This window comes from Parashewanella tropica (assembly GCF_004358445.1).
GTDB lineage: Bacteria > Pseudomonadota > Gammaproteobacteria > Enterobacterales > Shewanellaceae > Parashewanella > Parashewanella tropica.
Genome location: NZ_CP037951.1, coordinates 1,554,341 through 1,576,819 on the forward strand (window position 1 = coordinate 1,554,341; position 22,479 = coordinate 1,576,819).

General features: G+C 39.3%; 14 protein-coding genes and 1 riboswitch. Of the genes, 7 read left to right on the forward strand and 7 right to left on the reverse strand.

Annotated features, from left to right (window positions below; all coding sequences use genetic code 11):
- The first annotated feature begins 15 nt into the window (after positions 1–15).
- The 5 genes from E2H97_RS06625 to E2H97_RS06645 all read left to right on the forward strand — a co-directional run bounded on the left by E2H97_RS06625 (position 16) and on the right by E2H97_RS06645 (position 6,624).
- Entirely contained in the window at positions 16–2,436 is a 2,421-nt protein-coding gene (locus tag E2H97_RS06625; RefSeq protein ID WP_133406410.1) for a hypothetical protein, read from the forward strand.
- Between the two features lie 166 nt (positions 2,437–2,602).
- The gene (locus E2H97_RS06630; protein ID WP_133406411.1) at positions 2,603–3,352 is read left to right on the forward strand and encodes an electron transfer flavoprotein subunit beta/FixA family protein; all 750 of its coding nucleotides are present in this window, start codon (positions 2,603–2,605) and stop codon (positions 3,350–3,352) included.
- A complete protein-coding gene (locus E2H97_RS06635) occupies positions 3,353–4,276 on the forward strand; it encodes an electron transfer flavoprotein subunit alpha/FixB family protein (protein WP_133406412.1) in 924 nt (307 codons plus the stop codon).
- Between the two features lie 146 nt (positions 4,277–4,422).
- The gene (locus E2H97_RS06640; protein ID WP_133406413.1) at positions 4,423–5,985 is read left to right on the forward strand and encodes a Na+/H+ antiporter NhaC family protein; all 1,563 of its coding nucleotides are present in this window, start codon (positions 4,423–4,425) and stop codon (positions 5,983–5,985) included.
- Between the two features lie 57 nt (positions 5,986–6,042).
- Positions 6,043–6,624, forward strand: a complete 582-nt coding sequence (locus tag E2H97_RS06645) for a thymidine kinase (RefSeq protein ID WP_133406414.1) — start codon at positions 6,043–6,045, stop codon at positions 6,622–6,624.
- A 218-nt stretch (positions 6,625–6,842) separates the two neighbouring features.
- On the opposite strand, the gene E2H97_RS06650 is transcribed toward E2H97_RS06645, so the two are convergent.
- The 7 genes from E2H97_RS06650 to E2H97_RS06680 form a co-directional block, all read right to left on the reverse strand.
- The gene (locus tag E2H97_RS06650; protein WP_133406415.1) at positions 6,843–7,784 is read right to left on the reverse strand and encodes a phosphotransferase; all 942 of its coding nucleotides are present in this window, start codon (positions 7,782–7,784) and stop codon (positions 6,843–6,845) included.
- A complete protein-coding gene (gene pnuC / locus E2H97_RS06655; RefSeq protein WP_133406416.1) occupies positions 7,784–8,413 on the reverse strand; it encodes a nicotinamide riboside transporter PnuC in 630 nt (209 codons plus the stop codon). The genes E2H97_RS06650 and pnuC overlap by 1 nt, the downstream gene beginning before the upstream one ends.
- Positions 8,414–8,507: 94 nt before the next feature.
- On the reverse strand, positions 8,508–8,768 hold the full coding sequence (locus E2H97_RS06660; RefSeq protein ID WP_133406417.1) for a hypothetical protein: 261 nt from the start codon (positions 8,766–8,768) through the stop codon (positions 8,508–8,510).
- Positions 8,769–8,932: 164 nt separating this feature from the next.
- The gene (locus E2H97_RS06665) at positions 8,933–11,065 is read right to left on the reverse strand and encodes a TonB-dependent receptor (RefSeq protein ID WP_133406418.1); all 2,133 of its coding nucleotides are present in this window, start codon (positions 11,063–11,065) and stop codon (positions 8,933–8,935) included.
- Positions 11,066–11,164: 99 nt separating this feature from the next.
- Positions 11,165–11,269: riboswitch (TPP riboswitch) on the reverse strand.
- Positions 11,270–11,435: 166 nt separating this feature from the next.
- On the reverse strand, positions 11,436–12,965 hold the full coding sequence (locus E2H97_RS06670) for a DUF3360 family protein (RefSeq protein WP_133406419.1): 1,530 nt from the start codon (positions 12,963–12,965) through the stop codon (positions 11,436–11,438).
- Between the two features lie 292 nt (positions 12,966–13,257).
- Positions 13,258–15,954, reverse strand: coding sequence for a TonB-dependent receptor plug domain-containing protein (locus E2H97_RS06675; RefSeq protein WP_133406420.1), 2,697 nt, complete (start codon positions 15,952–15,954; stop codon positions 13,258–13,260).
- A 521-nt stretch (positions 15,955–16,475) separates the two neighbouring features.
- Positions 16,476–19,253, reverse strand: a complete 2,778-nt coding sequence (locus E2H97_RS06680) for a TonB-dependent receptor (protein WP_133406421.1) — start codon at positions 19,251–19,253, stop codon at positions 16,476–16,478.
- 609 nt (positions 19,254–19,862) lie between these two features.
- On the opposite strand from E2H97_RS06680, the gene E2H97_RS06685 reads away from it, so the two are divergent.
- Positions 19,863–20,093 (forward strand): FeoA family protein, encoded by a 231-nt coding sequence (locus E2H97_RS06685; RefSeq protein ID WP_133406422.1) that lies wholly within the window; start codon positions 19,863–19,865, stop codon positions 20,091–20,093.
- Positions 20,090–22,330: a Fe(2+) transporter permease subunit FeoB gene (gene feoB, locus E2H97_RS06690; RefSeq protein ID WP_133406423.1), complete on the forward strand. Its 2,241-nt coding sequence runs from the start codon at positions 20,090–20,092 to the stop codon at positions 22,328–22,330. The genes E2H97_RS06685 and feoB overlap by 4 nt, the downstream gene beginning before the upstream one ends.
- Positions 22,331–22,479 lie beyond the last annotated feature (149 nt).

A 22,479-nucleotide genomic window follows, 5' to 3' on the forward strand; every position in this document is an offset into this window, starting at 1 on the left:
CTCGATGGTATAAACATGACTGCTGAAGCTTCATTTCCCGTTCAGGCCTTAACTTTAGATACTTTGCATAACCTCTCATTAAGTGGCTTAGCAAATGGAAAACGTGTTGAAGCCAGTTTTATATCATCTCCTTCTGGTAGAAAGTACCATTTTTCCTTAGTTGTTGAGGCTCATGAGTCAAAAGTTCATGTTTTTTGTGAGCAAAAGGGAGAACAAGGGTACTCGAAGAAAGTAAAAGCAAAAACGGCTAGGCTTGCAGAGCTATATGTCATTACTTCACCGTCTTTGCCAGAAGATTTATTTTCAATAACCGTAATAACTAAGCCTGATGAAGTGCGAGCAGAAATCCTTGGGGAACTAAAGCTAAGCCGCTGTATAAAACTTTGCACTTTTGAAAAGAAAGTTCCTGTAAAGCTAAGGAAAGAGATCCTTTCACAAATATTGAACGGAAAAAAACACGAGAAAGATACTGAGCCTGAATGGTTTACTGCGAATGAATTATGCCAACTCATAGAGCTTTCTATATGGGATGAACAACCTGCCCACATGAGAGCTGAGTTTTATTTAAGACTTCCGCTTGAGCAATTTAGAGAAGTATTTAAGTCTTTATCATTAGCAAAGAAAGCGGAAGTGCTTAACGTTTTGGCTAATGAACAACTCCTCAGAAAACCTACAAGTGAGCTCCTGCTTAGTGAAACTGAGACTAGTGAAGCGTACACACTTGTTAGTGTTGAAAGCGCATACGATCAAAGTGATGTTGGGGTTGCTCAATGTTTTATTAACCAATTAATACAAGAATCACTTCACACCTCTGAGCTCTGGGACGGTGTTCTGGATAAACTGGAACCAGAGTGCTTAAAATTTGTTATAAAAGTAGTGAGTGATTCTGCTTATTATCGAAGCTTTAATACGATTCCAAATTTTCAAAAGTCATTATTAGCCAGTTCTTTACCAACCTTACTGATAGCAGGACAATGTGTTCCTGAAGAAGAATTCGACAACATAGACCCCATCTTAAGATTAACCCTGCTGCTCGGTAAAAAAGAGGCATTACTTGCTGACTTAAAGTCTGTAAGTCAAGAGGTGGTTACCGGTTTTTTACAAATCATTTTATCTAAACACCCTTCGGGTAAAGAGCCTAATTCTGCACTGGCTGATTTAATAAATGGCGTGATTAATGATGAATATCTCAAAGCGCTTTTGATAACCTGCGTATTGTATAAGTTGGAAGATTCACAACTTGAAACTTTTTATGTTCATATAAAAGATCTGGATCTGGGAGAGTTACTAAAAGCATCTATAGAATATCAGCAATCTCTAGATAGCTGCGCTAGGCGCGTTTATCTTACAAATCCTCCACAATATATTGATGCGAGCATCAGGATGGTTGCTACTCGAATATCCAGAAGTGAAGAATCAAGACATTTTTTTCAAGGATTACTAAATATCACTAAAGAAGAGGTTAAACAGCTTTGGCACGTTTTGAATGACAGCCGAATCAAGATGACAGTGTTTTTATATTGTTGCTCAGTGGCAGTTTCTAAAGAGGTTGTAATGGAAATGGCACTTAATAAACAGTTTGTTACTTTAGATGATCCGTACCCTACAAAAGGAGAAAATGCTGATTTAGCGAATGCGGCTGAATTAGAAGAGTTAATTCCTTATTTAACCGATGACGTATGGTTGAAAATGCTATCTGTGCCGTATATTTTATTTCATCAGAATCCTTATTATATCTCTCGGAACTTACTTTTATCGAACCTTGAACCAGCGATAGCATTAAAATTAATCAAAAGCCAAACTTCACATGAAGGGTGTCATCAGGTAGTGCGTAATCTTAGCCAAGATCAATTAAATAAAATTATGAGGAGAATGGAGAAAAACCCTGATGAATTCTTGTCTCTATCTGATTTTCAGAAGACGGAGTTACTTTTTAATTGCGCATCTATCGAAAGCTCACTCCATTTTATGCAGGAGAGCATTGGAAATGATGACGATAAATTACGAGAGTTTAGATTGGTTCTACAGCGTGTAGGCAAGGCCATGTTGGAATATGACGAATCAAGATTTCATTCTCTGATAAAAACTTTTTATATTGATCAGGATATTGCGATAGAAATGTTATCTGAACTGAATCCTGAACAATTTCTGAATACTTGGTTGAGTTTATATCCTTTAAATATTTATCCCTCTATAACTCCTCTTCGTAATAGGCTTTGTCGTGAAAATCAAATGAAAGTAAGTATGTTAGAGAGTAAAGAAAAAGGTATTGAAGTGCTTTATACCTTGCTACATAGAGAGCAGTACTCACTGTTAAAAGAAATTGCACAGAATATGTCTACAGAGGAAGAAGTGTTAGAACTTCAAGATGTCTTTAAAAAGCATCACCCCGGAACAAGTGAAGAGTTTAATCAGTGGTTTTGTAAAGGCTCTTAATCGACAACTTATTGGATTTGTCACTCCCAATAATTTCTACTCAATAAATCAACTCATCCGAGGTGCAGGATCTTTTAATTACTGCAAGGTTGACGTGAACGTAAACTGGAGTTAGAGTTGAGTCCATTAAACCTTATGAGATAACAAGTTTTATTAAGGAACCTCCATGAAAGTATTGGTACCCGTCAAGCGCGTCGTTGATGCCAATGTAAAAGTCAGAGTCAGTGCTGACAATACAAAGGTAGAAACCGCTAATTTAAAAATGGCTATTAACCCGTTTTGTGAAATTGCAGTAGAAGAAGCGGTTAGATTGAAAGAAGCTGGTATCGCTACTGAGGTCGTGGTAGTGAGTATCGGACCTAAAGTGGTTCAAGAGCAAATTCGTACTTCTATGGCATTAGGAGCTGACAGAGGTATTCAGGTTGAAACTGATGCTGAATTAGTTCCACTTTCTTTAGCCAAGATCCTTAAAGCGATTCAAGAAAAGGAAAATGCAGAACTCGTTATGTTCGGTAAACAATCGATTGATGGCGATAATAACCAAACAGGGCAAATGTTTGCAGCCTTAACAGGGATGCCACAAGCAACGTTTGCTTCTGAAGTTAAGGTTGAGAATAACCAAGCGATTGTGACTCGTGAAGTAGACGGTGGTTTACAAACTTTATCTATGCCACTACCTGCGGTAGTGACCACAGATCTTCGCCTTAATGAGCCAAGATACGCTAAGTTACCGGATATCATGAAAGCTAAGCGTAAACCGTTAGAGGTTATTTCAATTGATGACTTGGGTGTTGAGCTTAAAGAACATCAAACCGTATTAAAAGTTAATGCGCCTGCGGCTCGTGAAGCTGGTGTTATGGTTTCTTCTGTTGAAGAGCTGGTGAAAAAACTACAGAACGAAGCAAAGGTGATCTAAATGGCAATTTTAGTATTAGCAGAACACGATAATGCAAGTTTAAAACTAGAAACAGCTAAAACCGTTGCTGCGGCAAATGCATTGCCAGGTGATGTGCATGTATTGGTTGTGGGCCATCAAGCTCAAACGGCAGCAACAGCAGCGCAGAGCTTAACTGGCGTAAGCAAAGTATTATTACTTGATGATGCGACTTATGAAGCTCAATTAGCTGAAAACGTTTCAAAAGCCATATTAGATATTGCTTCAGACTACGAATTCATTTTGGCAACGGCAACGACAACAGGTAAAGATGTTTTACCAAGAGTTTCAGCACTGTTAGATGTTGCTCAAATTTCAGAAGTGGTTGAAGTAGTATCTGAAGATACGTTTGTTCGTCCAGTGTATGCGGGCAATGCAATGGCGACTGTTCAGTCTCACGATAGTAAAAAAGTGATGACGGTTCGTGCGAGTGCTTTCGATGCAGTATCCAGTGAAGGAAGTGCAGAACTTGTATCTCTTTCAAATGCTATTGAAGCGAGCACACAGTTTGTATCTCAAGAATTAACCGAATCAGAGCGCCCTGAACTAACCAGTGCTGGTGTGATTGTTTCTGGTGGTCGTGGTATGGGAAGTGGCGAGAACTTCGCTATCCTTGAACAGCTGGCAGATAAATTAGGTGCAGCCGTTGGTGCATCACGTGCTGCTGTTGATGCTGGTTTTGTACCGAATGATATGCAAGTCGGCCAAACAGGTAAGATTGTTGCCCCTGATTTATATATTGCAGTTGGTATTTCTGGTGCAATTCAGCACTTGGCAGGTATGAAGGATTCTAAAGTGATTGTTGCAATTAACAAAGATCCTGAAGCGCCAATTTTCCAAGTTGCCGATTATGGTTTAGAGGCTGACTTATTTAAGGCTCTACCAGAGCTGATTGAAAAATTATAAATGCTGTAATTGATTGAATCTAAAGTCCTAAGTGCATTTGTAGTTAGGACTTTTTGTTTATGCGGTTAACTTAATTTAATTATTTTTCTTCCAATTTTGTCGTTATGCTCTAGCGTTACTTATGCTCTAAAAGTAAGAAAGGCTGTATGACAATACTTTCCTATGCTGACTCACCATTATCAATTTTTCCTCCCTTATTAGCGATTGTTCTAGCGATTATTAGCCGAAGAGTTTTACTCTCTTTAGGTTCTGGCATTCTTGCAGGCGCTTTATTGGTTACTAACTTTTCAATAGAGCATGCCGGTAAGTATATTGCTGATACTGTTACAGGGCTATTTTGGAGTGATGGCCAGTTAAGCACATGGAATATTTATATTTTACTTTTCTTAATTTTACTCGGTGTAATGACAGCATTAATGACGGTAAGCGGAAGTGCGAAAGTATTTGCTCAATGGGCCAAAGTGCATGTTAAAAGTCGTCGAGATGCGAAAGTATTAACCATGATCTTAGGCATTGTGATTTTCATTGATGATTACTTCAATAGCCTAGTGGTAGGCTCAGTAGCACGACCGTTAACAGATAGATATTACATTTCAAGAGCCAAGTTAGCTTACCTTTTGGATTCAACAGCTGCGCCAGTATGTGTGATCTCTCCTGTATCAAGTTGGGGGGCCTATATTATCGCTTTAATTGGTGGAATATTAACGACGCATGGTTTTCATAATGTCAGTTATTTGGGAACCTTTGTAGAAATGATCCCTATGAATTTTTACGCCATTTTTTCACTCCTGCTTTTGTTTTGCGTATGCATGTACGGTTTAGATGTAGGTTCGATGAAACAACATGAAATAAATGCTCAAAGAGGGGAGCTGTATGATCCCATCAAGGGCACACCACCAGGCAGCATTGCTGATTTACCCGAAGAGCAGAATGGTAAGGTTTCAGGATTGTTTATTCCTATTGCAATCTTAGTCTTTGCAACTGTGAGTTTTATGATTTTGACAGGTGTTCAACAATTACAAATGGAGCATTTGCCACTTAGTCTAATAAAAGCTTTTGAAAAAACGAATGTGAGTTTGTCTTTAGTTCTCGGTTCCAGCACTGGCCTTATAGTGACGTTATGGTTGGCAGTAAAACAAAAAATGCCAGCAGACAAAATCAAATTGGCGATTTTACACGGCATTAAATCTATGTTGCCTGCCATTTATATATTAATTTTTGCGTGGACAATTTCTGGCGTTATAGGACACTTGCAAACGGGTAAATATATGGCGACTCTTGCTTCTGGTAATATCCATTTTGCGCTACTGCCAGCAGTAATGTTTGTATTAGCAGGCATTACCTCCTTTTCCACAGGTACGAGTTGGGGAACCTTTGGGATCATGCTTCCTATTGCGGCTGATATGTCTATGGGAACGCATTCATCTATGATGGTTCCTATGCTAGCTGCAGTGCTTTCAGGCTCTGTATTTGGCGACCATTGCTCTCCCATTTCTGATACGACTATTTTGTCTTCAACAGGGGCGAGTTGTCATCATATTGATCATGTCACCACTCAATTACCTTATGCGTTAATGGCGGCGACTATCAGTATGTTTGGGTATTTAGTCTTAGGGTTAACGAGCTCAGTAATGTGGGGATTAGTCACTTGCTGTACTTTATTTATTGGATTGGTCGCAATATTGAAATATAAAGCTTCTAAGCCATGATATGCCGAAGGTTTCTTGTTATCATTTTACAACGATAATAAGAAAGGACCCTTGGCTATGGCTCAGCTGTATTTTTATTACTCTGCAATGAATGCAGGTAAATCAACTTCTTTACTTCAATCATCTTATAACTATCGTGAGCGCGGAATGAACACTTTAGTGTTAACTGCGGCAATTGATGATCGATATGGTGTAGGTAAAGTGGCATCTAGAATTGGACTTGAAACTGAAGCCAGTATTTTTGGTGCTGAATCGAATTTGGTTGAGCTGGTTGAATCAGCATTAAAGGAACAAGAAATCCATTGTATTTTAGTGGACGAAAGCCAATTTTTGACAAAGGAACAGGTAAAGCAGTTAACTCATGTTGTCGATAATATGGATATTCCGGTTTTGTGTTACGGCTTGAGAACTGACTTTCAAGGTGAGTTGTTTAACGGCAGTCAATACTTACTCGCGTGGGCAGATAAGTTGGTTGAGCTCAAAACTATTTGCCATTGCGGACGTAAAGCTAACATGGTTGTTCGTCTTGATGGTGATGGCAAGGTGATGAAAGAAGGTGAGCAGGTCGCCATTGGCGGTAACGAAAGTTATGAATCAGTTTGCCGTAAGCATTATCGCGAGTTTATTTGGGATCAGTGATTGTTTGAAAAACTGGATAAATTAGCTTGTATATAGCAACAGAGTAATAGCGTAAACAGCAACCGAAGCGCACATCTGATAGGCAGGAAGCCTGAATGCCATGAAGCACATGGATGTGCGAGAATGGCCCTGTGCTGACGACCGTGACATCCTGTCACGGACGGTTGTTTTATCACGCTATTACTCTCATTGGATTATTGGTGGCCTTTGTAATCCCTTTACTTTGCTAGAGAGTAATATTCCTTAAACTGTTTACTCGTTTCAGTAATTTCGCTACTACTTTCCAACTGTTCGATAAGAACCCGACCCGCCATAATCACTACCCAATAATCATAAAAACTCCAAAAGAGTTTAGTGGCGATTTCAAATTCAACTCTATTTGATAAATTCAATTCTGAATGTGATTTTAGATAATCAGTAACGATTAGTTTTTTATCACTTTCAGTAAGATCATGGTTTTCAATTAACGAAGCCAGTTCAAAAAGTGGGTGTGATTGGCAGGCGTATTCAAAATCAATACAGATTAATTGTCCGTTTTTGATGAGTATATTCTCTGGGTTTAAATCCCTGTGACAGAATTGAGGTTTTACGTTTAAGCTCTCAAGAAAATCGACCCAACCTTTGATGTTAGGTTGTAGTGAATCTAGTTTTGATTTCAGTTTATTCCATTGCTCATATTCAGTGAGCAAATCAAAGTTATTCGTTTGTAGCAACTGAGTTGTAATAGATTGAACTTGTTGCTGATAGATTTGCCATTGCTGTTCGCAAGTGATTATTTTTGTGGGCAAGGGCAGAGTGCTCAGAGCATTCAATAGTTTTTGGACTTCTTTTAATCCATATCCTTTATCTATCGGTTGCTGAATATATTCACTCAAATAGAAGTTATTATCTCCACTTACCCAAAACAACTTTGGCGCAAGACTACTTTGCTCTGCTATTCGCCAACACTCAATTTCATTTTCTCTATCGCAAATAAAACTGGATTCAGCAGAATTGACTCTGAGTACATAATCTTGCGTAGGAGTATTGATTAAAAAATTACGGTTACTTTTTCCCGCAGTCAGAGTAGAGACTGAAGTCATGTGCGGAATGATCGAGAGCCTCGTATCATGTTCACAATACTCAAGTGCACTTATTACTTCTGCGGGAAAAGACTCCATTAAGCAAAAGACTCCGTTTTATCGCTACTTGAGTTTTGTTTCATTGAATCTCGCCATTGCTTATAACCAATGACAGAAAGTACAAGATACAACCCAAACAACACTGAAGTTAGCATCAACTCTTTATTGATATAGAGGTAAATAGATACTGAGTTTATTACTAACCAATAGAGCCAGTTTTCCAATACTTTTTTAGCCACTAAGTAAGTCGTTACTACTGCAAAACAGGTTGTAGCAGTATCTAAGTATGGATACGAGGCATGGGTATGGTTTGCCATAAAGTACCCTAAGATAAGCGATACGATTGTGGTTGTGGCAATAATGGCTAAATGCCTTTGCTTAGACCAAGAGACAACTTTTACGCCATGTTGCTCAGCACCGCCTTGGGTCCACATCCAATACCCATAAATCGCCATTGCTATGTAATAGAAATTCAGGATTGAATCCATTAACAAGGAGACTTTCCAAAAGATAATGGTATAAATGAGTGAGCTAGTAAAAGCGGCAGCCCAACACCAAATATTCTGTCTCATTGCTAATACTAGGTAAGCAACAGCAAGAATAACAGCAAGTGCTTCCCAATTGGTCATTACAGACATTTCAGACTGTATTTTTGTAATTAAATCCATATTGAACCTGAGTTTTGGATAATGAAATCTATTAATTTTTCATGTAGAGAGTGCATAATTCTATAGAGGTTTGCTTATCCTGAATTCAGGTTCACTACTCTTTATGGGTTAAGTCGAGTTCCGAGCCGATAAATTTACAAACAAATACGGCTTTGCCCCATTTAGAATGTGCTGCTTCCATTTCTGTTGCTAGCATACTCATGACTTCCTGATAATCACCACATACTTGAGTTGCCATAGCGTTAGTAGTACGAGTGATGTTTGGATAGTTGCGTAGGCGTTCAATAAACCACTGGATAGGCTCTAAGTAGTTTTCATTAAACGGATACATGCTGATTTCAGCTGTAAGTTTCATGGCTTGGTTCCTTTGATATAAAGGAACTATAGTGCGCACGACAACAGAGGCGTACGTCCATGTACTCACGACCGTTACATCCTGTAACGGACGGTTGTCTTAGCGCACTATAGTTCCTATCAAATTCAAATCACTGAATACGGAAATTAATATATTGAGTTCAATTAGAACTTAATATTAGTGGTGATACCAAACGCTCTAGGATCACCAAAGCGAATGTACTGCTTCTTCACCCAATCTTGGTCAGGTTCGTTACCAAAGAAGAAACCACGAACGCCGTATTTCTTATCAAATAAGTTACGTCCCCAAAGGTAAACACCCCAATCCTCAGTTTCATAACCCACTCTAGCATTGAAGATTTGGTAACCTTTTGACTTAGAGTCGTTACTGTCAGAGTAGAAAAACTTACTCTTACCACTGGTATTTAGGTTCACAAAAATACCATTATCAGCACGATAAGTCGCACCTAAGCTGTTAGTAAATTTAGGAGCATGTGCAAGCTCACGACCCGATAAATCGATAACTTTACCGCGTTTGTCTTTATAGCTGTAATCGCCGTAAGTAGCACGTAATAAACCTAAGCTTGCATAAACCTCTAGGTTATCCGTTGCTTGCCATTTAGCATCAACCTCTAGACCATAGTTGCTTGAGTTACCCGCATTCTCTGTATAAAGGATAAAGCGATCTGGACGGTCAGGATCTTGTTGTGATGCAGAAACTTGCTGATCTTGTCTATCCATGTAGAACAACGCAACATTAGTGCTTAGAGAATTATCCAACCAACGAGATTTGAAACCTAGCTCGTAGTTATATAGCACTTCAGTGTCGAACTGCTTTTTATCTTCAAAGCCTTTTGGCAAGCTCATATTAAAGCCACCAGCTTTATAGCCACGAGCAATTCGAATGTAAGTGCTGTGTTGCTTAGAAAGCGTTTTGCTTAGTGAGATATGGCCACCCCACATATTTTCAGATGGTGAGAAAGCCTCTTTTTTACTGTCTGTGTAGTCGCTATTACGACGCTCAAAACGAAGGCCATTGGATAAGCTATAGCCATTACCCAAATCAGTATCTAATTGACCGAAAACAGCATAGTTTGTCGCTTCATAATCTGAATCGATGCCACCACGGTCACCGTTATAAACATCGAATTGACTGTTGTCTTCTTTGAGGTTCATGGCGTAAACACCCACCAACCAATCAGTCGAGCCAGCGAAGATACGTCCCGATTCTTTTGGAGTTAAACGGAACTCTTGTGACAGAGTTTTACGATTGCCGGTTTTGCTCCAAATCGCATTGTATTCACATGGCTTATCACCACATTTACGGCTTTCCCAGTATTTAGGGTTTGCCCAATCACTGTCATAAGCGTGTAGATGTTTACTCTCTGAAAAAGAGGTAATTGACGTAATGTTAAAGTCATCAGCACCAGTATGGCTTATTTTAAGGCTTGAACCTGTGGTGCGTTGGCTGTCTTTACCCGGTTTGTCACTTAAGGTTTTAAAGCCGTTGTTATTTAATGTCCAAGCGTCATAACCATTGTCGAAATTGGCATGTAAAACGGTTAAGTCAGCAGTCGTGCCATCGTTGATTAACCAACGTAGTTTCATTCTGCCAGAGAATTCATCACGCTTGTTGGTATCGTCACGGTTTAAGAAGGTGTTTTTTCTAAAACCGTTTTGATTATGTTGCTGAATAGAAACACGATAAAGCACTGAATCAGAAATAGGGCCAGAGCTAAAACCACTGAAAGTACGTAAATCGTCATTACCTACTGATACTTCAGCACCGTGTTCAAAAACATCGCTAGGGTCATTACTTTTTAGGTAAATAAGACCAGCAAGTGCATTTGCACCGTAGCGAGTACCTTGAGGGCCACGAAGTACTTCAACTTGCTGTAGGTCGTACATGCTAGAAACCATGCCTAAACCAGATAAGTCGATATCATCAATGACATAACCTACTGATGAGTTCGGAGCACCTTTATAATCTTCTTGCTCACCAACACCACGAATTTGGAAGTAACGTGGGCGAGAAGTCGCACCAGACCAGTTAAAATTGGCGATAGAATTCAGTACGTCTTCAAAGTGCTGATCGCCTTCATCTTCTAATTGTTTAGCATCAATGATGGTTGCACTAGCTGGTAAGGTAAGTAAGTCGTGTTGGCGGAAATCAGCGGTTACTTTGATAACTTCGATATCGTCATTCTGCTTGGTTTCAGCAATAGCTTGTCCACAAACAGCTGCAGAAATGATCAGTGCAAGTGGAGATAATTTTTGTTTTAAAGCTTGGTTTAACATGGGACCTCAAAATAATCTGAGATCCGGCATTCGGTAAGCGCTATGAAAGTGCGAATAAAATGTTCACGACAGAATGTCATGACATTTTTTCATGGCATTAAAAAGCCATTTAGCCCATTCCTACGCCGGTATAAGCCGGATCAGGTTCTAAGGGTTTGATCTCAGTTCACAGACTTTTATCTGCAAACACCCCTCGGCGGCGGCAATTATATAGGAAATTAAAATAAAAAATGAGACAAATGTTGCGAAAATATGAATTAAAATAGCTTTATTGGTTTAATTGTGAGCAATTGTACGGTTTTGGTTGAAATGAGTGATGTCTAGAAGGGAAAGCGGCTTTCAGGTATCAACCGAAAACCGCTCAATAAGATTAAATGATAGCTGGGATACCTTTAATCATGCCAACTGCAAGCATAGCTGCAAGGCAAATCACAAAAGCTAGAGTTGGAATAACAACACGGTCGGCAAATGAAAGTTGTTTTGGTCTTTCTTTATCACCAATCAATCCATTGTTATCTAAAAGCATGGTTAGTGCCCATGCTAACACTGGGTTAGCAACAAACGCCGCAAAAATACAAATGCCAGCAGCTTGACTGCTGACGCTGTCTTTAACCATTTGCAAGCCAGCTTCAAGTAGTGGTAAGAATACACCAACAAGTAAAGCAATTGACATTACTGGTCGCCAAACCGCAACATCCATAGGATAGCCAAGTATCGCGACTACAATACAAAGCAAGCCAAGTAAGATTGCTCCAGCTGGAATAGGGCGTTTGGCAATCGCAGCAGGGATCATATAAGTTCCCCAAGACGAAGTGATGTTACCACCACCAACAGCTGTACCAACAATCTGACGAAGAGAACAAGTGGTCATGGTATCGTCAACGTCCATGAGCACTTTATCTGTACCTTTAGGGTAGTTCAGCTCTTGGAAAATACGGTGCCCCAAAAAGTCAGGCGACCACATGGCTACAGCTAAAATCGCAAATGGTAAAGAAGCAATAAAGTGTTCAACATTAGGTAAGCCTAGCTGCCAACCTGTTTCAGTTGAGCCCCACCAATAAACAGGGTTTAAGTTTGGAAGACCTGGAGCGGTTACAAATTGTAAATCTAACCCTGCACCTAAACCAAAAGCAACGATAATTGCCGTAATTGAGCAAAGAGGAATCGCTAACCAACGCTTTTCAATTTTTGCTAGGAAGGCATAAAGCACCACGTTGATAAGTAAGATAACAAACGCAACATATGATAATGAATAGTCGAGAGCATGTTTAGCTTGAAGCCCAGCAGACCAGTCAAATAATGAAGTGATTTGACCTTTGGCTCCCATAAACCCTAAATAAACGAGTAAACCACCGGCAACACCACTACTGGTGAGGTTTACGAGTCGGGAACCTCCTTTTAGCCAACTGAGGATCAAACCAAATACACCAATAAGAATGGCGAGAGCAAGAGGGTGAGCACCAGCAAGAGCAATTGTGCCAATAAGAGGGATCATTGGGCCATGATTGCCGCCAAGGTTAGCTCTAGGGTTGATAAAGCCAGAACTTAGTACGCAAAATAGTAACGCTGGAATCAACATTTCGACGCGCATTACTTGAATCGCGAAATCTGCACCTAAATTAACATGAGGCCATTTCTCCGTTAAACCCGCTGCCCAAGCCGCCATTACAGCAGAATACATTACGGTAATACCGATAGTACCCGCTATGGCTGGTACAAGATCTTCCCATTCAAATCGAAAGTCACGCCCGGGTAAATTAAGCCCCCAACGGCGTGGCTTCATAATTTGAAGCTCGTGTTCTAAATAGTCGCTTCTGGATTCGAATTCAGAAGCAGGTCGATGCAGTTCTTGATAGCTTGCATTGTCCAAGTTTTGATCATTCATTTTATTTTCTGACATAAATAGTATCGCTCCCAGATGGTCAAACTGAGACAGTCTCTTGAAGAGAGTTTAAATCTAAATTGGTATTACCAATTTACCTATTGGGGATAGTAACAGAAGATGTGGTGCGGCATCAGTACTGAAATCACAGCTTAAAAGATTGAATGGAAAAAATTGAGATCTTGGTAACAAAATCGAGAGCTTAATTGATAGTTCTAAATAAGTTGAGTGCTGGATGTGAAATTACAGTTTTGTTATTGGAAAGAAAAAAGCGACTTCATTGAAGTCGCTTTTGAATATTCGTTAAATATTAGAATTTAACTTCAGTTTCTACAAACCATTCACGTCCGCGAGCGTTGAATAGCGAACGCTCATAGTGTGGCCAGCTTGATAATGTTGGGTCAAAGTTAGGACCTTTATCAAATAGGTTCAAGATACCTGCTTTGATTTGAACATCGTCAGAAACGTTGTAAATCGAAGTGAAGTTCCACTTAACGTATGAAGCTACTTCATTAGCCTTTTCATCAAAGTTCTTAGAGTTAGCTTTTACTGACTTATAGCTTGCACCATGGTGTCTTGCAGTGTAGAACATACCAAGAGTTGTTGTGAAATCTTGATAATTCCAAGCTGTAACGAAGCTACCTTTTAGTCGAGCAATACCGCCGTCATCGATGTCATCATCAACAGGAGAAGCTGCATCAATTTGGCTTTCTGATTTAAGCAAGTAGGTCGCTTTAGTTTTGAAAGAAAGCTCACCTAGAGCGTCCATTTCATAAGTGTAACCACCTTCTAAATCAATACCGCTTACCTTTTTAAATGAAAGGTTTTGCGCTACAGAGTTGATGTGAGTAATTTTTCCTTGAGCATCACGAGTAATATCTTTTTCGTAAAGCTTATGTTCACGAGCTTTTCTAGAAGCTGATACAGTAGTAACCATATCATTTAGCTTCCACTCCCAAACATCAATAGAAACGTTTAGCTCGTCAGTACCGTATACGGCACCAACATTTGCTGTATAACCTTTCTCTGCTTTCAGATCTGGGTTAGCGCCTGTTGTAATATCGATGTGTAATTCATTACATACGGTATTTACATTGTCAGGTAGACCTTTAATAACCTTGTCAGGTGTTCCACCAAGTTCTAGGCATCGTTTAACGTCAGTTACTTGAGAGAAACCTGTAGAAGGGTCACCGTATACACGTTGCATATCTGGAGCACGGAATACCTTGTTATATGAACCACGTACTAGAAGTTCATCAATTGGACGGTATTCTACAGCGATAGATGGCGTAACATTACCACCAAAGTCACTGTATTTGTCATAACGAAGTGCTAAGTCAAAAGTCAGCTCATCTAAAACAGGAACTCTAAGCTCTGAGTACACTGCGTAGAATGAACGCTCACCTTGACCAGAAGAACCACCAGTACCTACAACATTACCAGCTTTAGATTCAGTATCTGCATTAGCACGATATTTTTGCTTAGACCACTCAGAACCTAAAGCAAATTCTAGATCATTACCATTTGGAAGCTGTAAAGCAACACCTGAGATATTTGCTTGGAAGTTCAGTAGCGAAGAAGTCGCACGAGAATGAGGCGTGTACTCTAACTTTTTGTATGCATCTTTTGAAATAGGATCAAGAAGAGACTTACCATTTTTCTCAGAAGTGATGTAGTCTACGATTTTTTGCTCTAGGCTATAACCGCTATTAAATACATCTAAATCTGTTTTTCCGTAGTTTGCAGATACGTCCCAGCTATATTCGTCAGCTAAAGTACCCTCTAGAGCAAATGAGCCATAATAGTTTTGGGTATTGGTTTCACCTTTACGGTTACCCAAACCATTCAAACGTCTGATGTAGTAGTACTTACCGTCTTCAGCGTTCGCAAAATCCCCGCCAAATGCATCAGCCTTGTTATAAGTAAATTTTCTACCATAAGCATTAACATTTACTTTATTTTCTTTAACTTCAACATCCACACCATCAGTTGACGTAGGTTCAATCAATGTGGTTGATTTAGCTTTTGCGAAATCAATTCGGCCATTAAAAATGGTGTCATCAGTTAACTCGTAATTAAAAATAGTCGAGCTGATAAAACGGTAACTTTCTGGGCTTAGGTCACGTTGCTTAGAGCGGTCATATCCACAACGATTGTTTGCTTTATCCCATAGTAAGTCTTGGGTTTCACATTGTTCTTGATTAAGTGCTCTTTGGCCTTTTGCACCTTTAGAGTTTGGAGCAATACGTGCACCGTATGAGCTGTATTTAGATTTAACACTGTGTGGTACTTTATCTGTATCTAAGCCAAAGTTAGCTCTGTCAGTAGTCTTTAATTGTTCATTGAAGTTAAGTTCAACAAAGCTAGATACATTACCACGTTCTGAACTAGAACCAAGAGATAAAGCTACACGAGAGTTAGCTCCACCACCATGAGTAGTATCACCGCGACGGGCTTTTAATGCGATTCCTTCAAAATCTCTTTTCAAAATGATGTTGATAACACCACCAACGGCATCTGCACCATAAATTGCAGACGCACCAGATTGAAGAATTTCAACACGAGCTACAGCTTCCATTGGCAAGTTTGCAGTATCTACAAAGTTATCTGTACCATTTAAGAATTTAGGGTATTGATTTAATCGTTTGCCGTTAATCAAGGTAAGGGTACGGTTAGCTCCTGCACCTCTTAGGCTAATTGCAGATGCTGAAGGAGTATATCCATGCACTGATTGTGTAGTAACTGCACCTGTTGTTGCGCTTAGATTTTCAAGAGCATCTTGAACATTAGTAAAACCTTGCTTGGCCATGTCATCAGCACTTAATACGACAACTGGATTAGCAGTTTCCATATCAGTACGTTTAATACGAGAACCAGTAACTTGAATACGTTCTACATTTGCTGACTCTTCTGCTGCGATTACGTTTGCAGTAGACAATGTTGCAGATGTTGCACCAGCTATTAACGCGAGGCGTACAGCTTTGGCTAATACAGCATTAGCTTGCATTGATATTTCTCCCTAAAAAACGATTTGTTATTTAATTTTTTTAGATTTTAAAATGTAATTTCAGGTTTATTTTGAAATAAAAATCTAATTACATTGACCCGAATATAATCACATTAAATTTTTATCGGCAACACTGTGTATACAAAATCTACAATGGTGTGATTTAACAAATTAAGCAACAATCAAATGGTTTCTGCTTATGTTTGTTAACATTTGATTTGTTTTTGTTCTGACAGGAGAAAAACTTAGAGAAAGATCAAATATAATGTTTATTTAAAGTTAATTATGTTTTTATTTTTTTTTAAAGTATTGGTTAATGTTTTATAATGTTTTCAAGTTGTTTTAATTAAATAAAATTATAATTAAGTGCCGTTTGGTTATATTTTAGTCTTTATTTGGGTGTTAACAGAGAAGTTTAGAGATAGTGAGCGAGTTAAAGAAGGGGTAATAGTAAGAATAAACAGTCTTTTTAACAAAAGAGAGGCTTAAATTTAAGCCTCTCTTTACTGTTAAATTAGTATTTAGAATTTAACATTTGCTTTGATAAAGAAGAATCGACCAATAACGTCATAAGTGTATGGGTCAGTGTTCGAATCATTGTTACCTGAGTAGTATGGAGGTTGCTTATCAAATAAGTTCTTAACACCACCTGATAGGGTTACATCATTAGTTAATGAGTAAGAACCTAATAGGTCGTGATAAACAACGCTACCAACAGACGGTGCAGCACAGTCTTTTGGATTCTTCTTACATTTAGAAGAGAATGAATCCATACCGTCGATGAATCGTGCAGCATAAGTCGCAGACCAATCATCACTAGAAGCCTTAATGCTTAGGTTTGATTTAAGTTTAGCGTAAGCACCTACACCACCAGTGATATAACCTTTATAGTCAACAGCTTTACCATCAGGATCGAACTCTTTGAACTCTGTCAAAATAGACGTATCAAGGTTTGTCTTCCACTCAAGGCCGAATGCATCAAAGCCATAGGCTAGGTTGATGTCAAACCCAGAAGTTTTAGCTGCACCGATGTTTTGTAGACCATTGTTGAAGCTAATACGACCTGTTGAATCTAAGTTAATATCCGCAGACTTACATAATGCAGTGTCTTGGTTGATTTTCTTACCGTTGGCACCTAAACACTTATCAGCGATGTAGCTTGAATCCACTTTAGTGATAGCGTTAGTAATATCGATGTTGTAGTAATCAACTGTCAACGATAGGTTTTCAATAAAGCTAGGTTCAATAACAACACCTGCAGTTAAGGTTTTCGCCTCTTCTGGAGTCAGTAATGGGTTACCACCAACAGTAACTTCTGCCTGAGTCTGCTCTGTTGCAGGGTGATCAACTTGATCAAATGATGGAGACTTACCACCGTATAATTCACTTACAGTTGGAGCGCGGAATGCCGTCGATTTAACACCACGTAGCATAATGCTGTCATTTAGGCGCCAAGTTAGACCAAGTTTCCAAGTCTTATCAGAACCAAAGGTACTGTAGTCGAAGAAACGTGCTGCAGCACTTAATTCAACTTGCTCAGCCATCGGCAATTCACTTAATAGTGGAATTGCAAATTCAGTGTAGGCTTCTCTTACGCTAAATGAACCAGACGTTGGCTCAACACGTGGGTCATTCGCAAGACCTTGAGCTGTTAATGAATCTGGAGTGAAGTATGCAGACTCTTTACGATACTCAATACCGGATGCGAAACCGACTACACCAGCAGGAAGTTCGAATAGTTCACCAGCAAAGTTTGCTGCAGCAATATCTAACTCACTACCACCACTGTTCATTTCGGTGTAAATGAATGGCTTAATACTGTCGCCTCTCCAAGAAGATTGCTTAAATGGGTCAAACTTCTTGTCTTTAACTGCTTTGTCGATAGCACCTAAATTATGAAGGTTAGCTAGCTTGTCTACCGAGTCATTTTTCCCTTTGTTGTACGAAACGTCCCATGTGATGCCGTTATCAAATTCACCCTCTAGACCTAAAACTAGGCGAATAGTATCAACATTTTGTGAGAAGTTACGAGTACCAGATTCAACCATACGGCGACCATAGCTCACTTTCTCACCATTCTGAACCCAAGGAAGTAAATCATCAGTCATCCAACCGCCATGCTTCTTAGGCATGTAAACCCAAGGAGACTTGTTCCAGATTGGTTGAGGGGCCATTTGTTGAGTCGACCAACGCTTGGTATACATTGCTTCTGCAAAGAAAGTTGTTGTATCAGTTAGCTCATATGTACCAGAGAAAGTTAGGTTTAATCTTTCCATTGGTGTAGTAAGGTAGCTGTCTTTAGCGTAGTTATATCTGTCGTTATTGTCGCCAGAGCCTGCAAATGGGTGGTATTTGTCACCACGACCACTTAGATCAGCTTGCTTTTTATTATCGTCAATATATTTAAAGACGCGTTCACCTTTTTCCATGGTGTAATAACCATAAGAGCCTTTTTTGTCTAGCTCAAATACGTCTTTACCATCTTTGTCTTTTACAGTTGGAATACCGTGGTTTTTATCACCCCAAATGTGTCCGCCTTCTGAGTATGAGCTACCGCCACAGAATTTGGTTTTACTACCCGTTTTACCGGTTTCAGCAATTGGGCAATTTGAAAAATCACGGTCAGCTTGACTTGCATCTCCACGCTTGGTGTATTGAGCGTTGATAACAATGTTACCTTTCTCAAACGTATTACCTAATGTAAAGTCGATGCTAGTTTCGTTAGCGTCATCATGACCAGATAAGCCTGTTTGTGCGTTAAGTTCTAGACCATCAAAGTCACGTTTTAGAATAATGTTAACAACACCAGCAATCGCATCCGTACCATAGATTGCAGAAGCGCCATCTTTTAGGATTTCAACGCGTTGGATCATTGAAACTGGAATGGTGTTTAAGTCAACAGTAGAAGCTGCACCTGTACCAGATGCAATCATACGACGACCGTTAACAAGAATAAGGGTACGGTTAGAACCAAGACCACGAAGGTTGATACGACTGTTACCGCCTGAACCATTGTTGATACCTGAATTGGTCATAGCACCGCCAGCTGCAGTCATTTTTTGCAGTACGTCATCAATAGATGTAGCACCCGTTGCGCTGATAGCTGAAGCATCGATGGTGGTAACTGGACTTGCCGTTTCCATGTCAGTTCTTTTAATACGAGAACCAGTAACTTCAATACGCTCTACTTTAGCAGACGACTCTTCAGCCATAACATTAGAAGCTGTAAATGCACCTGTAGATGCACCAGCGATTAATGCTAAACGAACTGATTTTGCTAATACAGAATTAGAACTCATGTTTAACTCCCAATACGTTGTTGTTTTGTTTTTATTGTTAGATTTATTTTTCTTGAAAAAGTAATTTTTGATTACTTGTAAGAAACATAATTCATATTTAATTAACTTTGCAACATTGGGTTCACAATAAATGTGGCTTGTTAGTTTTACATTTAATTAACCTATTGGTTGATTAGTAGTCTGTTTTTCTGGTTTTTTTGTTCTTTTATGTAAATAGTTAATTTGACATTTTAATCTAGCTCTTAAAATATACATCTATATTTCAAATATGTTAATTTAGTAGCCGATATGTTTTATATGTTTGTTTATTGTTATTTGAAAATAAATCTAAATCTGAAATTGTTTGGTTGATTTTTATTCTATTTAGGTTGTTGAATTATTATAAATTCAGTTTCGATGTGTTTTATTTCACAATTTGTAACACCAATCATTTACATTCTTGGTAGTGAGGTGTTTGACTAACCGATTTTGATATTTCTATTCAATTTAGGAGCTAGTCACGTGCGAATTAGTGAAAATCATTATCATTTGGATCCGTTGTGGAGTATGATTTGCCCAATAAAAACAATTTATACATAACAAGGTTAGCCCTTAAGCAAGGTAGGTGTCATGAAGCTAAGTGAGCTTGAACCTGGAGACAAGGTTACCGTTTCTGAAGTAGGTAATTCTGAAATGTCCCAGACGATTAAAAGAAAGTTATTATCTATGGGGATCACGCCCAAAAGTAAGATCACATTAATAAGAAGGGCACCTTTAGGCAGCGGGTTAGAAATAGAAGTCCGTGGATCACGTCTTTGCGTTAGAAGCGAGTTAGCTGATGCTATTGAGGTAACAAGATGAAACAGACATTCACTTGCGTCACAGTTGGTAATCCAAACGCAGGTAAATCAACACTATTTAATGCGTTAACAGGTTCTAATCAACAAGTTGGTAACTGGTCGGGTGTAACAGTAGAGAAGAAAACTGGAACATTTGAACAAGCGGGCTTAGAAGTTGCGATTACTGATCTACCTGGTATTTATGATTTAACTGCAGCAAGTGATGGTTGTGATTGCTCATTGGATGAAACCATCGCACAGCAGTTTTTATCTCAACAATCTGTAGATTGCATCGTTAACCTTGTTGATGCTTCAAATGTAGAACGTCATTTATATTTGACCACTCAATTACTCGAGCTAGGCATTCCCGTTGTAGTCCTATTAAATAAGCACGATGTTGCTTTACAGCGTGGTATTGAAATTGATCTGAAGAAGCTTAGTGAGCGTTTATCGTGTCCTGTTATTAATGTCTGTTCTCGTAACGAGCAGGATATTGAGAAAGTAAAGCAACTATTGAGCGACATTCTAAAGGCCGATCATGCTCAATCCCCTTTACGATTAAATTACGATGTGCAAGTTGAAAGAAAGATTGCTGAGCTACAAGAAGATGAAGAAATATCACGCTCGCAAGCGTTAACTCAACTTACACGTAAACAAGCTTGTGGTGAAACGCTAACAACAGATAATAGCGACATTGAAATTCTCATTGCAAGTGCTCGATATCAATTTGCAGATCAAGTTTGCCAAGATGTTATTGCTGATGAAAAAAAAGCAACCTTTACGGATAAGTTCGATAAGTTAGCACTTCACCCGTTCTTAGGCATACCCTTCTTCTTATTTATGATGTACATGACATTTATGTTGAGCATAAATGTGGGTAGTGCATTTATCGACTTTTTTGACATTACATCTGGGGCATTGTTCGTTGATCACTTTGGGCTGCTCTTATCAAATATAGGAACGCCAGACTGGTTGGTCACGATTTTAGCTGGAGGTGTGGGGCAGGGCATACAAACGGTATCGACCTTTATTCCCGTTATCGCTGCACTTTTCCTAGTACTTTCAATTTTAGAAAGCTCAGGTTACATGGCGCGTGCGGCATTTGTCGTAGATGGTTTGATGCGTCGTGTTGGTCTACCAGGCAAAGCTTTTGTACCTATGATAGTTGGCTTTGGTTGTAATGTGCCAGCGATAATGGCAACTCGGACTTTAGGTAACGAAAGAGAGCGTATTGTTACGGGAATGATGGCGCCGTTTATGTCTTGTGGTGCACGTTTGTCTGTGTATGCTTTATTTGCTGCGGCTTTCTTCCCTGAGTCTGGGCAAAACATCGTATTCCTTCTTTATATTCTTGGAATATTGGTTGCTATAGGAACGGGCTTACTGCTGCGAAAAACCATTCTTCCAGGAACTAGCAGTACATCTGTAATGGAGCTGCCTGATTACGAAGTACCACAATTTAAAGCGGTAATGTCTAGAACTTGGAAAAGAACCAAGAGCTTTATTTTTGGTGCAGGTAAAACCATTGTAATCGTTGTAACACTGCTGAACTTTATCAATGCCATCGGAACAGACGGTTCGTTTGGTAACGAAGATTCCAGTAACTCAGTTTTAAGTGTGGCAAGTCAGAAGGTGACACCTTTGTTCTCGCCAATAGGCGTCAAAGAAGATAACTGGCCTGCAACCGTCGGTATCATCACTGGTATCTTCGCTAAAGAAGCGGTAGTGGGCACCTTGAACAATTTGTATTCTGGTGGACAAGATTCAGAAGTTCAGCCATTTATACATAGTTTGAATGAAGCGATTGCCACGATTCCAGCAAACTTGTTGGATATTAAAGTTGAGGATCCATTATCGTTAAATATCGGTGATGTAAAAGATAAACAAGTGGCAGCTGAAGACCAAGACGTGAATGTCTCGACGTTTGGCGCATTACAAGCTGGATTTGTTACAAAGACTGCCGCGTTTTCTTACCTACTCTTTATTTTACTTTATACACCTTGTGTAGCAGCACTAGGCGCATTGGTGAGTGAATTCGGTGGTAAGTGGGCTAGATTTGCTGCATTTTGGACATTCGGAATGGCTTACGGCAGTGCCGTATTAGTTTATCAAACAGCAACATTTACTCAGCACCCATTGTCATCGTCTGCGTGGATTGTTGGTGTTCTACTCGCTTTGTTTGCTTTTTACCAGTGGCTTAAAAAGAAAGGAAAGCAGGTTCAGCAGGTTATTCCAGGTATAAAAGTAGTAACAGGATAACGATTGGAGCATAAAATCTGCACTATGAGTTGACTCTCAAGACTCTAAATAGACACAGATAGGAGTGAGAGTGTGATAAGACAACCGTCCGTGACAGGATGTCACGGTCGTCAGCACATGGACGTGCGTTTCTGTTGGCGTTCACACTA

Excerpts from the sequence above, each read along its gene's own strand:
- E2H97_RS06685 (WP_133406422.1), top strand. The coding sequence starts at position 19,863 with ATGAAGCTAAGTGAGCTTGAACCTGGAGACAAGGTTACCGTTTCTGAA.
- E2H97_RS06640 (WP_133406413.1), top strand. The coding sequence starts at position 4,423 with ATGACAATACTTTCCTATGCTGACTCACCATTATCAATTTTTCCTCCC.
- E2H97_RS06625 (WP_133406410.1), top strand. The coding sequence starts at position 16 with ATGACTGCTGAAGCTTCATTTCCCGTTCAGGCCTTAACTTTAGATACT.
- E2H97_RS06650 (WP_133406415.1), bottom strand. The coding sequence starts at position 7,784 with ATGGAGTCTTTTCCCGCAGAAGTAATAAGTGCACTTGAGTATTGTGAA.
- E2H97_RS06665 (WP_133406418.1), bottom strand. The coding sequence starts at position 11,065 with ATGTTAAACCAAGCTTTAAAACAAAAATTATCTCCACTTGCACTGATC.
- E2H97_RS06630 (WP_133406411.1), top strand. The coding sequence starts at position 2,603 with ATGAAAGTATTGGTACCCGTCAAGCGCGTCGTTGATGCCAATGTAAAA.
- E2H97_RS06660 (WP_133406417.1), bottom strand. The coding sequence starts at position 8,768 with ATGAAACTTACAGCTGAAATCAGCATGTATCCGTTTAATGAAAACTAC.
- feoB (WP_133406423.1), top strand. The coding sequence starts at position 20,090 with ATGAAACAGACATTCACTTGCGTCACAGTTGGTAATCCAAACGCAGGT.
- E2H97_RS06635 (WP_133406412.1), top strand. The coding sequence starts at position 3,353 with ATGGCAATTTTAGTATTAGCAGAACACGATAATGCAAGTTTAAAACTA.
- E2H97_RS06645 (WP_133406414.1), top strand. The coding sequence starts at position 6,043 with ATGGCTCAGCTGTATTTTTATTACTCTGCAATGAATGCAGGTAAATCA.
- pnuC (WP_133406416.1), bottom strand. The coding sequence starts at position 8,413 with ATGGATTTAATTACAAAAATACAGTCTGAAATGTCTGTAATGACCAAT.
- E2H97_RS06670 (WP_133406419.1), bottom strand. The coding sequence starts at position 12,965 with ATGTCAGAAAATAAAATGAATGATCAAAACTTGGACAATGCAAGCTAT.
- E2H97_RS06675 (WP_133406420.1), bottom strand. The coding sequence starts at position 15,954 with ATGCAAGCTAATGCTGTATTAGCCAAAGCTGTACGCCTCGCGTTAATA.
- E2H97_RS06680 (WP_133406421.1), bottom strand. The coding sequence starts at position 19,253 with ATGAGTTCTAATTCTGTATTAGCAAAATCAGTTCGTTTAGCATTAATC.